A 14,881-nucleotide genomic window follows, 5' to 3' on the forward strand; every position below is an offset into this window, starting at 1 on the left:
AGAGGGGGAGGGAAGTTACTATTATTTTGTATCAGTTGCATCGTCGTCATCATTTGTTTCGCTATCGTTGATGTCGTCCGATCCTTCGACATCATTTGTATTACCGTCTTTATCGTCGTCTGTTTCAACTTCAGCGTCTTTATCTTCATCTTTATCCATGTCGTCAACCTGCGTATCTGTTTCGGTATCCACTTGAGGTGTTTCTACGTTATTGTCGTCATCAACTGCTGGGGCGTCATCCTTATCCACCTCATCTGTACCGCAAGCGGCTAGTGCTAGCATTGACGCTAATAGTGTTGGAGCTATCCATTTTTTCATAATGTATTACCACCTTTTCTTTGTGATAACTATCTTTTGCCGATTATGCGCTTAGGCAAACCTTACGAATTTGTCACGTTATGTACAAAAAAAGCCTACCGCAATGGGTAGCTTTTATCATGTTTATTTTTCGCCGCTTAGTTTAACTAAGATTTTAGCTTGTGTTTTGTCGTTTGTTAACGCTTCAAAGCCTTGGTCAACAATATCGTCAAGCTCGATTTGGCTTGTAATGATACCTTGTGGTGTTAATTGACCTGTACCCATTAAGTGGATAGTTTGAGCGAATGAAGATGGTGTGTAAGCAATTGTTGATGTTACTTTAACACCTTTATTTGTAAGCTGGATTGGGTTCCAGTTAATAGGACGAGCAAAGATTGAAACGATAACCATTGTACCACGTGCGCGTGTTACTTCGATGGCTTGTTCAAACGTTGGTGCAACGCCAGCTACTTCAAATGTTACGTCAGCGCCTTCTGGGATTAACTCATAAACCGCTTTGATTGGGTCTACTTTACCTGAGTTAATTACGTGTGTTGCGCCAAGTTCCATTGCTTTTTCTAGACGTTCGTCTGAAAGGTCAAGTACTACGATTTTAGTAGCACCTGCTGCTTTTGCAGCGTTTGCTGTTACTAAACCGATTGGGCCTGCACCGAAGATTACTACGTTGTCGCCTAAGCGTACGTCGCCTTCTTTGATGGCTTGTACAGCTACTGCTGTAGGTTCAACTAAAGCGCCGTCTTGTAAAGACATGCCTTCAGGTAATAGGTAAACGTTGCTCTCTGGTGCGTTAGCAAATTTAGTGAAACCACCGTCACCATGTAGGCCGATGAAGCTAAAGCCATCATAGCAATCTAAGTCTTCTGGTTTGTTTCCGTATGTAAGTGTAGGGTTAACTGCCACACGGTCGCCAACTTTAAATTTTGTTACGTCTTTACCAACTGTTTCAACGATACCTGCGAATTCGTGACCCATGATTAATGGTGCTACTTCGCCTGTTAAGTCGTTTTTCTCGCCAACTGGAACAAATACAGGTCCCTCTTGGTATTCGTGTAAGTCTGAGCCACAAATGCCTGCCCAAGCTACGCGTACTGTAACTTCGTTGTCTTTCAGTTGTTTTAATTCACGTTCCTCCACGCGAATATCCTTCTGACCGTACCATACTGCTGCTTTCATGTTTTGTGTCCTCCCATAATGGTCAACTAGTAGTAACTTTACTACCGCAACTATCGTATCACCGTTCATTATTCAAGTCTAGCGAAAGCCTTATAAAATGCTATACTTATGTAATGGAGGCGAAGTGAATGAATAATGCAAGCTTAGTATTAGAAGGCGGTACGTTTCGTACAATTTTTACCTCAGGCATATTGGATGCTTTTTTAGAAAATAACATCGAGATGCCTTATGTGATAGGGATTTCAGCGGGCGCAATTAATGCTTGCTCGTATGTTTCTAAGCAACCTGAGCGTACGTTTCGTACCATTTCGACCTATCGTAATGATCCTCGTTATATGGGGTGGCGTAATTTTTTAACGGAAAAAAGCTATTTTGGACTTAATTTCTCTTATAATATTTTACCTAACAAACTTGATTTTTTTGATTGGCAAACGTTCCGTAAATTTGATGGGGAAGTAGAGTTTGGGGTAACAAATGCCTTAACGGGTGAGGCAGAGTATTTAGACGCATTAACGATGGATGATGAGTGTATGATGTTACGTGCGACATGTGCGCTACCTGTATTGTTTCCCGAAATTAAAATTAATGATACTCCGTACTTTGACGGTGGTTTAGCGGATGCTGTTCCTATTAAACGTGCAGAGGGAAAAGGCTATGCTAAACATATTATTATTTTAACGCGTCCACCAGGTTATCGTAAGTCGCTAGACGGTCAATCTAAATGGGTAATGCGTGCCTTTAAAAAGCGCTATCCTGAGATTGCTAAAAGTCTTGCTACGCGTGCGGAGCGCTATAATGCAACGATGGATTATATTGAGCAGCTTGAAGCGGATGGCAAAGCGTTTGTTTTTCGTCCACCTGTGCCAGTCGCAAGTTTTGAGAAGAACCCTAAGATTATGAAAATCACTTATGATTTAGGTTATCGTCAGATGTTATCGCGTAAAGATGAGTTGCAGGTATTTTTACAAGGCTGACGAAGCGGTTTACAACTATACTAAAAGGAGATGGGTACTACTATGAAAAACTTTTTAAATAATTTGACGGGCAATATGTCCGAAAGCACAGTAAACGAAGCGGCAAGAAAATTAAAAGATTTATTAGTTTCAAATGAAACGGTAGAAAAATCTTTTAAAATTTTTAGAGATGCGATTGTTTTTACTAACTTGCGTATTATTTTAATTGATGTACAAGGTGTGACGGGTTCTAAAGTGTCTTACCATTCCATTCCTTATAAGAGTATTGTGTCTTATGAAATTGAAACCGCAGGCACATTAGATCTTGATTCTGAGCTTAAAATTTATATTTCTGGTCAAGCTGAACCACTAAAAAAAGAGTTTAAAAAAGGCTCCAATATTAAAGAAGTAGGGCAATTAATTGGAGAGCATCTTTTGCACGTATAAAATGTAAGAGAAGAGGAGGTGTATTTTAGCACCTTTTCTTTTTAAAAATATTTTAGTTTACATAATATAGATTGTTGGAAGTTATGTCTCATTGAATAGTAAACTATTAATAGTGAGACAAAATAGCCATTTTTCTTTATGTTACACTACATAGTATCTTCTATAGAAAGTGGCTGATGATATGTTGCAACCTAAATTACCTGCAAAACTTGAACAACAACGCTTTATACCAACGGATGATGGCTTTGTACAAGATGTTCATTTAATTAATGAAGTCATACCAACAAGCACACATTTACAAGAGTTTCATCGTGTGCGCTTTACAAATGTGCGTTTTGAAGACAGCGCCTACTATTTTAGTGACTGTGTATTTGAAAACTGTGACCTTGCTAATGCTACTTTGCGTGACGCTGGTTTACTACGTTGCAGCTTTGTCACTAGTCGCCTAACAGGTATCAATCTCAGTGAAGCTACACTTAAGCATGTGCATTTTAAAGATTGCCATATGCACTATGCCTCGTTTGCTTTTAGCAAATTGCAAAGTACAAATTTTACGGATTGCTTGCTGCGTGATACTGATTTTGCCGAAACCATTTGTAAGGACGTAAATTTTATAGCTTGTGAGCTAACAGGTGCTAACTTTAGCAAAACGCCTTTAGCTGGTGTTGATTTACACCAATCTCAATTTGAGCAACTGACACTCGAAATTGACAACTTGCGTGGCTGTACCGTTAATGAACAGCAAGCCCAACAATTCCTTCAATTATTACAACTCCATATAAAAAACTAGAGACTGGCATTATAGCCAATCTCTAGCCGCTTCGACCTCACTACGCGTTAACTGATGTCCATTATGCTCCCAGTGGGTTGTAACCTGAGCGCCTACCGCCGTTAATAACGAGGCTAACTCAATTGCTTCCTCTTTAGGGCATAGTGGGTCATTGTCCCCTGCCGCAATAAACACGCGTGTTGCCTGCTGTGGTAAAACATGATTACGCAGTGGCACCATAGGATGATGTAAAATCGCCGCTGCAAACGCATCACTATAATGAAACAGCATACTTGCCGCAATATTTGCCCCGTTCGAGTACCCAACAACTACCGCTTGCTCCATATCAAAGTCATAACGTTTAGCCGATTCTAGGATAAACGTATAAAGCGATGCTGTACGTGCACGTAAATCAGCCTCATCAAATACCCCTTCAGCCAAACGTCGGAAAAAGCGCGGCATACCATTCTCTAGCACTTCCCCGCGGATGCCTAAGCGATTAGCTGTAGGATCCATAATATCCCCTAAACCAAGCAAATCATGCTCATTGCCACCTGTGCCATGTAAAAATATGAACGTACGTGTACCCGTACCTTTATGAAAAATGTGCTCCATTTTCAACGCCCCTTTTATCTCGAATTCAAAGTAATTATACAAAACCCTACAAAATTTGCAATAAAAACGACTTTTCGTAAAAAAAAATTTGAAATTAGTTTAATTATTTCCCAGCTTTATTCCGCTATGTTATATAACAACTTCCTGCTGGGCATAAATGTTAACTTACCAATTATCACTTTTCTACACATAATTTGCTTTTATCGCTCTTGTAAGATTCTTGTCGATTAAACCAAAATCTCTTTAATTAGTTATTTGAGTAATAGTATGAGTATATAATATTGTTTTTTATTCATAGCGAATTTCTCTACATAAAGCTTGTTATTTCTCGCTATTTCCACATCGCTTACGAAGGGTGAATTTTCTAAAAACTAAAAATTTAGTATTGCATTATAGGTTTTTGTTGCATAGAATGATGACATGCCTCACAAAGAGGAACAGTAATATCATGTTTAAAACAGAAATATTAATCGTTAGGGGGAAATTCTATGACAGAGCAAAAGGGCAAGGCGCAGTCACCTACATTCGACAGTAAGGACTACGCGGCAATTGAAGCAATGGACAGCTTTAACACCTTTGTACGTAAGAAAAACACATTTTTATTCTCGATGACAGCAGGCTTCCTATTCTTTTATATCTTACTTCCAATCTTGGCGTTCAAACCTGTTCTACAACAAAAGTGGTTCGGAAATATTACAGGGGTTTGGGTGTACTCAGCAGGGCTGTTTATTATGACAATTGTACTTTGTACGATTTATATTAAACGCGCAGCAAAATTTGATAAAGAAGCGGAAGCCGTAATTGCGGAGTACCGTGCGAAGGGTGGTAATTAAATGAATTTAGTATCAGTTGGTTTCTTCTTAGGTATTGTAGGTCTAACGTTAATTGTTACGTACTTTGCGGCAAGACGTACTTCATCAGCAAGTGACTTCTATACAGCAGGTGGCGGTTTAACAGGCTGGCAAAATGGTTTTGCTATTGCGGGTGACTACTTATCAGCAGCGGCATTCCTTGGGGTATCTGGTGCGATTGCATTAACAGGGTTTGATGGTTTCTTCTTCTCTGTAGGTTATGTTGTAGCTAACCTTGTATTACTTTATATCATTGCAGAGCCAATGCGTAACTTAGGAAAATACACATTAGCAGATATGTTAACGGCTCGTTTTAATGAAAAGCGCGTACGTGGCGTAGCAGCAACAGGTACGATTGTTATCGTTATCCTTTATATGATTGCACAGCTTGTAGGTGCAGGCGCACTTATTAAATTATTATTTGGTATTGAATATTGGATCGCTGTATTAATTGTAGGCGTTATGATGACGACATACGTATTATTTGGTGGTATGACTGCAACATCTTGGGTACAAATCATTAAAGCAGGACTGTTACTCTTTGGTACAGGGCTACTTGCTGTACTTGTCTTTGCAAAATTTGATTACTCGATTATGAATATGTTTGACACAATTGCAGTTGAACACGGAGAGCAATACTTAGTGCCAGGCATGAAGTACTCAAGCTCTATTGACTCAGTATCAATGATGATGGCACTAGTATTAGGTACATCAGGCTTACCTCACATCCTTATGCGCTTCTTTACCGTTAAAGATGCTAAAACAGCACGTTCTTCAATTTCTTGGACAACTTGGATTACTGCAATCTTCTTCTCATTAACGATTTTCTTAGGCTTAGGTGCCCTACACCTAGTAGGCGCAGAAAATATTATGGCTGAGAGTAAAGCTGGTAACACAGCAGCACCATTATTAGCAGAGTACTTAGGTGGCGATGTATTAATGTCATTCATTAGTGCAGTAGCCTTTGCTACAATTTTAGCTGTAGTATCAGGATTAGTATTAACAGGTGCATCAGCAATTTCGCATGACATTTATGGCGAAATCATTAAAGATGGTAACCTAACAGAGAAGCAACAAGTATTAGCGGCTCGTATTGGTTCAATCTCAATTGCGATTATTTCAATCTTCTTAGCATTATTCGCACAAAGCTTAAACGTATCCTTCCTAGTATCCTTTGCCTTCTGTATTGGTGCATCGGCTAACTTACCAGTTATCCTCTACACAATTTACTGGAAGAAGTTTAACTCAACAGGCGTTGTAGCTGCAATTACAACAGGTGTACTATCTTGCTTAATCTTAGGTGCAATGGGACCAAACATTTGGTCAGAAGTACCAGGCGCAGCCATCTTCGTTGGTAAGCCACTTGTTAACTTAGCAGTACCAGCTATTATCACTATCCCACTTGGATTCCTTGCAGGCTATGTGGGTACAATGATTGGTGCGCGTAAACATAACACAGCAGACGCAGAGCGCATTTACAAAGAAATCCGCGTAAAAGCAAACACAGGTGTTTCTGTACAAGACGTATCACATTAATACATGAGGCGCTACTCTTAGGAGTGGCGCTTTTTTTGTTGTCTAGTCATTTGCTATACTAAAGATTCAAGGAGGTTATTTATGTATACCATTGCCTTAATCATTTTAAGCATACTACTCCCCGTTCTATTAGCACGGAAGTCACTGGCTGTATGGCAACGCATCATGCTACGTTTACAGTTGCAACTCCAGCGCGACGTACAAAGTGAGCTACTGCGTGATTTGTTAATGCGAATGCAAGTCACTACGGATGTACAATTGCAATCCCACCATAAAGTTGTAAGTTATATTTTACCGCGCATCCCCCGCTTTATCTCAGAGGGAGCGCTTAGCGAGCAAGAAGCAGACGACTTTTTACGTTATACAGCTACCCTACAAGTAATGGCACATGAGCCGCTTCTCGCCATTACACAACGCTTTGTAAAGGAACATACAGAAGTACGCAAAAACTATCGTCGTCCTGAGGACTATGACGCACAGCAAGAGCATGCGTTGTTCCGCACGTATTATCGTGATGTACATATGTTATGGAAGGAGCAAACACATGCGATTCTTTAATACCTTTATCCGCATAGCACTTCAAAAGCAAGCGCTATACAAATATCGTGTTTTTTCCTTATTATATGTCGTATGCTTTATTAACGTTATGTTAGCGACTTTATTGACGGACAGCATCCCTATGGCTGTGCTTGCCCTTGTTGGCATTACCTTATTAACCTTCTACTATACGAAAAAGTTAACATCACCAGCACACTTTTTACCTATTGAAAGCAAGGCAGCTGTTACGGTTTATAATTTTGATAATGAGCAGCAATCCTTGATGGCTGAGGTGACATTAGATTGTAAAGCAGGAAAATTTATAATGGCTACTGCTAGTAAACAACAACTAGCTGCGCTGTTTTTAGCCGAAAACGAGGAGAATAACGACTTTTATAAACTCATGTTACAGGCAAAAACGCAGTATCATACCCTCTCTACAGCTTATCGTACAAGCCCTGATTTACTGATTGCAGAGGCGTTAGGTGTAGTAACTATGTTGCATAGTCATTTAGTGCACGGAGCAGAGTTTACAGAGCGTGCCTTGTCGTTACCTAATAGTTTTCCGCGCAAGCCAACCGAAGCTCATACGTATACGTTGCAACTCATTCGTATTGCGCTTAACCGTATGGACGAAGCGATTGCACATATTGGCGCACAACAACATACGCAACAATTGGAAAAAGCCAACGAAAAAATGCGAGAAACGCTACGATTTATACAAATGTAAGGAGGTTTAACCTATGGGTTAGGCCTCTTTTTTTACGTTTTTCTCTCCAGTTTTCTGACAATTGATAGCAAAAAAACATATCCCAGCATAAAGATTTTGTTTTTTTAGTTATGTTACAAAAAATTATTTTATTTTTTCTCGTAAAAATTACACAACATAATCTTGTCGCCTATGTCATTAATTTAGTACTTGAAACGTTGTCAAATCAAGGTTTATGACGATATGATAGTAGAATAATTCTGCAAAATGTTGTTTTTTCTGTTCTTAAAACTACTTTTTTATATAAATTTTCCGAATAATTTTATAAAAAACTATTGCAATTTTGTGAACACTCTCATAGAATGAAATTACCAAATGCAACATAGTGAGCATTTAGGAGACACTAAACAGAAAAAAATAAACTGAAACAGAGAGGGGTAATGACTATGGCAGCAAATAATAACAAAGTCGATGTCATTGACTACGACGCAATTGCGGAGCTACCGTCATTCAAAGCGCTAGTGAAACGTAAAAATGCATTTTTATGGTCAGTAACAGCAATTTTCTTAATCGCTTACATCACACTACCAATTTTGACATCGTACACAAAAATTCTTCACCAGCCAGTGATTGGTGATATTACAGCAGTATGGCTCTACTCAGCAGGACTATTTATTATGACGTGGAGTTTATGCCACCTATACGTAGCCAAAGCAAATAGCTACGATAAGGCAGCGCAAGCTATTATTGCAGAGTATAAAGAAGGAGGCGGACGCGTATGAGCATTGTTGCGATTTCGTTTTTCGTAGGGATTGTAGGTTTAACACTAGTTATTACGTGGTGGGCGTCAAAAAAGACTTCTTCTGCAAGTGATTTCTATACAGCAGGTGGCGGCTTAACAGGCTGGCAAAATGGACTGGCTATCGCAGGTGACTACCTATCAGCCGCTTCATTCCTAGGTATCGCGGGCGCTGTTGCCCTCTTCGGTTTTGACGGATTCTTCTTCTCTATTGGTTATCTGGTTGCTTACTTAGTGGTACTTTACATCGTAGCCGAGCCATTACGTAACCTTGGTAAATTTACATTAGCGGACATGATTACAGCGCGTTTTAACACATCTAAAGTTCGTGGCACAGCAGCTTTAAGCACTATTACTATCGTTTTATTTTATATGATTGCTCAACTTGTAGGTGCGGGTGCGCTAATTAAATTACTACTTGGCATTGACTACTGGATTGCCGTATTACTTGTAGGCTTTATGATGACAATCTACGTATTATTTGGTGGTATGACCGCAACATCTTGGGTACAAATTGTTAAAGCATGTTTATTAATGCTTGGTACGGTTATTATCTCCTTCTTAGTTTTAAAAGAGTTTGGCTTCAGTATTTCACAAATGTTTACACAAATGACAACAGAAACAGAACATGGTCAGGCTTATTTAAACCCTGGTCTACGTTATACAAATGGCTTAGATACAATTTCAGTAATGATTGCTCTAGTATTTGGTACAGCGGGCTTACCACATATCCTTATGCGCTTCTTTACGGTTAAGGATGCTAAAACAGCACGTTCTTCTGTTATTTGGGCAACTTGGATTGTAGGTGTTTTCTACATCTTAACAATTTTCTTAGGCTTTGGAGCTGCAGCTTTCGTTGGCGCTGACGCAATTATTGCAGAAAACCCAGCAGGTAACATGGCAGCACCATTATTAGCTGAAGCACTAGGCGGCGACATTTTAATGTCATTCGTATCAGCTGTAGCCTTCGCAACAATTTTAGCTGTAGTAGCAGGTCTTGTACTATCAGGCGCATCTGCCCTATCACATGACATTTACGGCGAAATTATTAAAAAAGGTAAAATGACTGACCGCGAGCAAGTATTAGCCGCTCGTATTGGCTCTATCACAATCTCAGTGTTATCTATCGTACTAGCACTTGGTGCACAAACGCTTAACGTAGCGTTCTTAGTGTCATTAGCCTTCTGTATCGCAGGGTCGGCTAACCTTCCAGTAATCATTTACACAATCTACTGGAAACGTTTCAATACAACAGGCGCAATTGCGGCAATGCTTACAGGTTTAATTTCCGCATTAGTATTAGTTGCCGCTTCACCAAACGTTTGGGGTCCTGAAGGTAAAGCTATCTTTGTAGGCGAGCCATTATTTATGCTATCTAACCCAGCGTTAATCTCTGTACCACTTGGCTTTATTGCAGGTATCGTAGGTACATTATTATCTAAAGAATCAGACGATAAAAAATACCGCGAAGTTAATGTTAAAGCAAACACAGGGATTTCAGTACAAGACGTATCACATTAATACAAAAAAGCGCGCCGTTATCGGTGCGCTTTTTATTATCATTTGCTACACTAGGATAAAGGAGTGGATGATGATGGCATTATCACAAGCAGCTAAAAAAACGTCGTGCGCGTTTACGTACGACAGGTAAAGATGTAACAAAAGCACGCGGCACAGCAAGTATGAGCTTGCATGAACGCACAACCTTAACAAAGCAAGGTAAAGAACGTAAACAATTTACTAAACACAAAAGGCATTCCCTCAAGCATTATGATGAGCGGAATGCCTTTTTTATTATAATTGATAAGTCATTTGACGTTGCTGGTACAGTTCTTCAAAGCCGAGCGTTTGTAAATAACTATAGAGCTCACTCTCTGCATCCATTTGGTGCACTTTACAACTTACATTGCCATAGAGTGTGTGAAGCTCAGTAAGCACCGCTTCTACAAGCGCTTGTGTTGGCTCTACTAGTACAAACTGCTGGATGTATAGCCCCTTCCCCTCTTCACGGAAACAAATATAACCAAGGCGCTGCTCCTTTAAATAAATGTCATGTACATTATCGCTAGCCTCTAGTCGTGTTTCCCACGAGGTGCTATTAGGTTGCGTAGCTAAATGCCAATCATTGACGCGTGTTGGCTTTAATTGAATGGGTGACTCACGGTAATGCGCTAGCGTGCCTTTAGCTACAGCTAGTGTATTAATGATCGTAAAGTTTGTCGAACGGTAAAGGTTCTCGGCTTTTTCGTTACCTACAATAACCTCTAGACGTAACTCTTTAACATGTAAGCTTTGTGCTAAGGAAATCGCATGTGCCACTAATGAGCGGCCAATGCCATAGCCTCGGTAATTTGGTAATGTTGCCATGCCACCAATCCAAGCAAGATTGCCTTTTAAGCCAAACAGCATTACTCCCGCATACTCATCCTCAATCGTCGCTACTGTGGAATACTCTGGCGAAATAGCGTACTGTTTCATACGCGCTTGTAATACATCCTCTGTAATGCCCATTGGCTTCATATAATTAACAAAGGCTCCGTTCCATAGCTTAGTAACCTGTGGTAATGGTAATTGTTGTAGTGATAAAAATGCCATGCTAAACCCTCCCTATAGTCGGTAAAATGTTGTGGTGTTGTTGTAAAGTTGTGTTGCGACTTGTTCTTTTGGCAATTGTTTAATGTGTGCAATTTCTTCAATGCTACGTGCCATCATAGCAGGTGTTGTGAGTTGACCCGAAAACTCCTGCTCAAAAGGCCACGGACCATCTGTTTCGACCATGAGCTGTGAGAGCGGGTAACGTGCAACAAGGCTACGTATTTCAGGCTCATAACATACATCAGGCGTAATCGATACCATGTAACCGTTTTCAATCATACGTGTGATAGTTGCAGCATCGCCTTTAAACCAGTGGAAGTGCGCGCGTGTTAGCTGATGCTTTTCGAGTAGATCACAAGCTACTTGCGCATCTTCATAGACAGCATGCAAAATAATTGGTTTGTCTAGCTCTTTTGCTAACGCAATAAAGCGCTCAAGTAAAGCGATATGCGCATCGCGGTCAACTTGCTCATAATAGGGCAAGCCCACTTCGCCAATCGCTACGATATCAAAGGCATGCTTGCGGATAAGTGTAAAAATTGCCGCTTGTTGCTCAGCACTTGCGACAGGTTGCTCAGGGTGAAAACCAAGGGCACTATGTACGGCAGGATGCTTAGCCAGTTGTAAATTAGCTAAGCAAGATGCGTAATCTGTAGATACTGTAATAAACGACGCACCACTCGCAAGCAAGGTTGCTTGCTCTTCCTTGTTGTATTGATCTAAATGGATATGTGCGTCAATCATTCACTATCCCTCGTTTCCATTTGACTGAAAATATGCTGCTTTAACGCCACAAATTCTGGCGTTGCTAACATTGCTTGATTACGTGGTCGCGCAAAAGGGACAGTAATCTCCTCTTTAATGTGTGCAGGGCGCTTGGATAAAATAACAATGCGGTCGGCTAAATAAATGGCTTCCTCAATGCTATGTGTAATAAATAATACGGAGCGGCGATGTTCCTCCCATACAGACAGCAGCCAGTTTTGCATATCAAGACGTGTAAACTCATCCAATGCCGAAAAAGGTTCGTCAAGACATAGCAAATTTTGGTCACTTAACAACGCACGAATAAAAGCGACTCGTTGTTTCATGCCGCCTGATAGCTCTGATGGGTAGGCTTTGGCAAATTGCGAAAGCCCCACGCGCTCAAGCCACTCGGTTGCTTGTTCATAATTTGGTTTATGTTGCACCTCTTGAGCAAGCACTACATTTTGTAAAACCGTACGCCACGGAAATAGCGACGCTTGCTGTGGCATATAACTAATATGCCCCTTTTCGCCGCTAATATTTTTGCCATTTAATAAAATCTCACCTGCTGTAGGTGCGGTAATACCACCAACTAGCTGAAATAATGTACTTTTACCGCTACCTGAAGGGCCAAGAATAGCAACAAACTCACCGTCTGCTACTTGTAAGGAAATATGATTAAGCACATCAACCTCACCGAAGTTTTTAGATAAGTCTGTAATTTGCAGTAACATAATTATACCTCCCTTGTTTGTCCTTTTACAATAATACGCTCGAGTAGCTGTATGAGCGCAAATAATGCCATACTCAACAACATAATCGTAAAGATGGCAACAAACACACGGTCAATGCGGAAGGATGACTGCGCATAGGTCATATATACGCCTATGCCTTGCTTAGCACCCAGCCATTCGGAAATTACAGCACCCATTACGCTATACGTAGCCGCGATTTTTAAGCCTGAAAACAAAGATGGCATGGCATAAGGTAGCTCTAGCTTCCAAAAGGTTTGCCCGCGATTTGCGCCAATCATTTGCATATAGTGCTTTAATGTTGGGTCGGTATTTTTTAAGCCATCCATCATCGCCACTACAATAGGGAAAAAGCATACTAAGCTAATAATAATAAGCTTAGGTAATAGCCCGAAGCCAAACCAAATGATTAATAGTGGTGCTAATACGATGGTTGGTACGTTTTGCGATAAAATGAGTAAGGGGTATACCATTTGATTAACAAGTGGCATACGGTGCAAAAGGAGCGCAATAATAAAACCAATGCTTGCGCCAATGGCTAACCCTAGCAATGTAAGTTTAGTTGTAGCTAAAATATGCACAGAAAAGTCGCCAAATGAACGATACCCTTCAGCTAAAATCGCACTCGGAGCGGGTAATAGCCACATCGGGATGTCGCGCCACCATACAACAGCTTCCCAAATGATAAATAAAACGAGGAGGAACATTACTGCTCCGCCTCGTTTCATCACCTTATGCATTAGCGGTACTTCTCCGTTAATGTATCCATCGTAATGCCTGATGGTTGGTATAGGATTTTGACCTGTGTAATAACGTTGACGCAGCCGAGTTCAACCATTTTTACATTCATTTTTTCGATGATAGCAAGCAATGTTGTTAAATCGCCTTCCATCGTTGTTTCGAGTGGATGTACTTCGTATTTAACGCCCGAAGCGTCAATTACAGCGATTGCTGCGTCTACTGCTGGAATTACATCTGCTACGTTCTCGGTTTTAGGAATGATTTGTACACTAATTAATGAGTTTGTCATGATGTCACCTCTTATTTTTTTGGTAAAAATTCGTTAGTAAATGCTTGCTCTGGGTCAAAATCGCCCTCTAGCACGCCATTTTCTGTCATCCAGTCCGCATAGTTTTTCCATACGTCTAGTTTTTGTACGCCCCATTGCTCAGCGTCGTCTTGGTATTTGTCAGCTAGCCATTTTTGTGAGTTAATCACAAGGTCTTGCGATAAATCAGGCGCTGCAACGAGTAAAATATTTGCTGCGTCTTCTGGGTTTTCAATCGCATATTCGTAGCCTTTTGCAACAGCTGCGACCATTTTTTTAACGATGTCTGATTTTTCGTCAATCATTTTTTCGCTAGTTGATAGTACAGGTGTATAGTAATCTAGCTTATCGCTATAATCTGTTAAATAGACCATATTAATATCTTTGCCACGTAGCTCTGCCTCTACACCTGTCCAGCCGTAGTAAATCCATGCAAAGTCTACGTCTTTTTCAGTCATTGTAAAGAAGTCTGCGTCACCTGCGTTAATAATATCCATTTTGGCAACATCGCCACCGTCTGCTTTCATAATGGTTTCGATGACTGCTTTTTCGATAGGTGAGCCCCAGCCCCCGTAAGTTTTACCTTCAAAATCTTTAGGTGTGGTAATTTCCTTTGCCTTTGGTGAGGCAAAGCCTGATGTATTATGTTGAATAATTGCGGCTACTGATACAAGTGGTACACCTTGCGTACGTGCTAGTGTAATACCCTCTTGGTAGCTAATGCCGAAATCTGCCTTGCCTGATGCAACCAATTGATCTGCACCTGCATCGCCTGGTTGAATGATTTCAACGTCTAAGCCCTGGTCTTTAAAAAATCCTTGTGCCTCTGCAACATATAAGCCTGTGTGATTGGTATTAGGTGTCCAGTCGAGCACCATTGTTACCTTTTCAAGCTTATCTTCCGCTGCATCTTCCTTTGGTTTGTCCTTGGCTTGACAGGCTGCAAGTGCAAGCACCATCGTTGCCAATACTAGTGTAACGAACCATTTCTTCACGCGAAAATCGCCTCCTCTGCATAAAAAAATGCCTCAA

At 40.5% G+C, this 14,881-nt stretch carries 18 protein-coding genes; 9 read left to right on the plus strand and 9 right to left on the minus strand.

Features of this window, described 5'->3' with window-relative positions; all coding sequences use genetic code 11:
• Window positions 1–21: 21 nt before the first annotated feature.
• On the minus strand, window positions 22–318 hold the full coding sequence (locus CH76_RS07445) for a hypothetical protein (RefSeq protein WP_036144846.1): 297 nt from the start codon (window positions 316–318) through the stop codon (window positions 22–24).
• A 123-nt stretch (window positions 319–441) separates the two neighbouring features.
• Window positions 442–1,491 carry a 2,3-butanediol dehydrogenase gene (locus CH76_RS07450; RefSeq protein ID WP_036144847.1) on the minus strand — a complete coding sequence of 350 codons (1,050 nt, stop codon included), beginning with the start codon at window positions 1,489–1,491 and terminating at the stop codon, window positions 442–444.
• Window positions 1,492–1,619: 128 nt separating this feature from the next.
• On the opposite strand from CH76_RS07450, the gene CH76_RS07455 reads away from it, so the two are divergent.
• From CH76_RS07455 to CH76_RS07465, 3 genes are all read left to right on the plus strand, one after another.
• Window positions 1,620–2,465 carry a patatin family protein gene (locus CH76_RS07455; protein WP_036144848.1) on the plus strand — a complete coding sequence of 282 codons (846 nt, stop codon included), beginning with the start codon at window positions 1,620–1,622 and terminating at the stop codon, window positions 2,463–2,465.
• Between the two features lie 42 nt (window positions 2,466–2,507).
• Entirely contained in the window at window positions 2,508–2,891 is a 384-nt protein-coding gene (locus tag CH76_RS07460; RefSeq protein WP_036144849.1) for a PH domain-containing protein, read from the plus strand.
• Window positions 2,892–3,072: 181 nt separating this feature from the next.
• Window positions 3,073–3,681 (plus strand): pentapeptide repeat-containing protein, encoded by a 609-nt coding sequence (locus tag CH76_RS07465; protein WP_051910277.1) that lies wholly within the window; start codon window positions 3,073–3,075, stop codon window positions 3,679–3,681.
• Between the two features lie 9 nt (window positions 3,682–3,690).
• Here the strand turns inward: CH76_RS07465 and CH76_RS07470 are convergent, their stop codons facing one another.
• Entirely contained in the window at window positions 3,691–4,275 is a 585-nt protein-coding gene (locus CH76_RS07470; RefSeq protein WP_036144850.1) for an alpha/beta hydrolase, read from the minus strand.
• A 488-nt stretch (window positions 4,276–4,763) separates the two neighbouring features.
• Between CH76_RS07470 and CH76_RS07475 the strand changes: the two genes are divergently transcribed.
• From CH76_RS07475 to CH76_RS07500, 6 genes are all read left to right on the plus strand, one after another.
• Complete coding sequence (locus CH76_RS07475) at window positions 4,764–5,108, plus strand: DUF485 domain-containing protein (RefSeq protein ID WP_036144851.1); 345 nt, start codon at window positions 4,764–4,766, stop codon at window positions 5,106–5,108.
• Entirely contained in the window at window positions 5,109–6,662 is a 1,554-nt protein-coding gene (locus tag CH76_RS07480; protein ID WP_036144852.1) for a cation acetate symporter, read from the plus strand.
• An 81-nt stretch (window positions 6,663–6,743) separates the two neighbouring features.
• Entirely contained in the window at window positions 6,744–7,220 is a 477-nt protein-coding gene (locus tag CH76_RS07485) for a hypothetical protein (protein ID WP_036144853.1), read from the plus strand.
• Window positions 7,207–7,929 carry a hypothetical protein gene (locus CH76_RS07490; protein WP_036144854.1) on the plus strand — a complete coding sequence of 241 codons (723 nt, stop codon included), beginning with the start codon at window positions 7,207–7,209 and terminating at the stop codon, window positions 7,927–7,929. The genes CH76_RS07485 and CH76_RS07490 overlap by 14 nt, the downstream gene beginning before the upstream one ends.
• 419 nt (window positions 7,930–8,348) lie before the next feature.
• The gene (locus tag CH76_RS07495) at window positions 8,349–8,690 is read left to right on the plus strand and encodes a DUF485 domain-containing protein (RefSeq protein WP_036144856.1); all 342 of its coding nucleotides are present in this window, start codon (window positions 8,349–8,351) and stop codon (window positions 8,688–8,690) included.
• A complete protein-coding gene (locus CH76_RS07500; RefSeq protein WP_036144857.1) occupies window positions 8,687–10,228 on the plus strand; it encodes a cation acetate symporter in 1,542 nt (513 codons plus the stop codon). The genes CH76_RS07495 and CH76_RS07500 overlap by 4 nt, the downstream gene beginning before the upstream one ends.
• A 273-nt stretch (window positions 10,229–10,501) precedes the next feature.
• On the opposite strand, the gene CH76_RS07505 is transcribed toward CH76_RS07500, so the two are convergent.
• The 6 genes from CH76_RS07505 to CH76_RS07530 are packed head-to-tail and all read right to left on the minus strand — an operon-like array spanning window position 10,502 to window position 14,844.
• The gene (locus CH76_RS07505) at window positions 10,502–11,302 is read right to left on the minus strand and encodes a GNAT family N-acetyltransferase (RefSeq protein WP_036144859.1); all 801 of its coding nucleotides are present in this window, start codon (window positions 11,300–11,302) and stop codon (window positions 10,502–10,504) included.
• Window positions 11,303–11,314: 12 nt separating this feature from the next.
• A complete protein-coding gene (locus tag CH76_RS07510; RefSeq protein ID WP_036144860.1) occupies window positions 11,315–12,046 on the minus strand; it encodes a TatD family hydrolase in 732 nt (243 codons plus the stop codon).
• On the minus strand, window positions 12,043–12,783 hold the full coding sequence (locus CH76_RS07515; RefSeq protein WP_036144861.1) for an ABC transporter ATP-binding protein: 741 nt from the start codon (window positions 12,781–12,783) through the stop codon (window positions 12,043–12,045). The genes CH76_RS07510 and CH76_RS07515 overlap by 4 nt, the downstream gene beginning before the upstream one ends.
• A gap of 2 nt (window positions 12,784–12,785) precedes the next feature.
• Window positions 12,786–13,541, minus strand: a complete 756-nt coding sequence (locus CH76_RS07520; RefSeq protein ID WP_036144862.1) for an ABC transporter permease — start codon at window positions 13,539–13,541, stop codon at window positions 12,786–12,788.
• Window positions 13,541–13,831 (minus strand): thiamine-binding protein, encoded by a 291-nt coding sequence (locus CH76_RS07525; RefSeq protein WP_036144863.1) that lies wholly within the window; start codon window positions 13,829–13,831, stop codon window positions 13,541–13,543. Before CH76_RS07525 ends, CH76_RS07520 begins: the two co-directional genes overlap by 1 nt.
• A gap of 11 nt (window positions 13,832–13,842) precedes the next feature.
• Window positions 13,843–14,844, minus strand: coding sequence for an ABC transporter substrate-binding protein (locus tag CH76_RS07530; protein ID WP_036144864.1), 1,002 nt, complete (start codon window positions 14,842–14,844; stop codon window positions 13,843–13,845).
• Window positions 14,845–14,881: the final 37 nt, after the last annotated feature.

The sequence above is a fragment of the Lysinibacillus sp. BF-4 genome (genome assembly GCF_000743635.1).
Lineage (GTDB): Bacteria > Bacillota > Bacilli > Bacillales_A > Planococcaceae > Metalysinibacillus > Metalysinibacillus saudimassiliensis.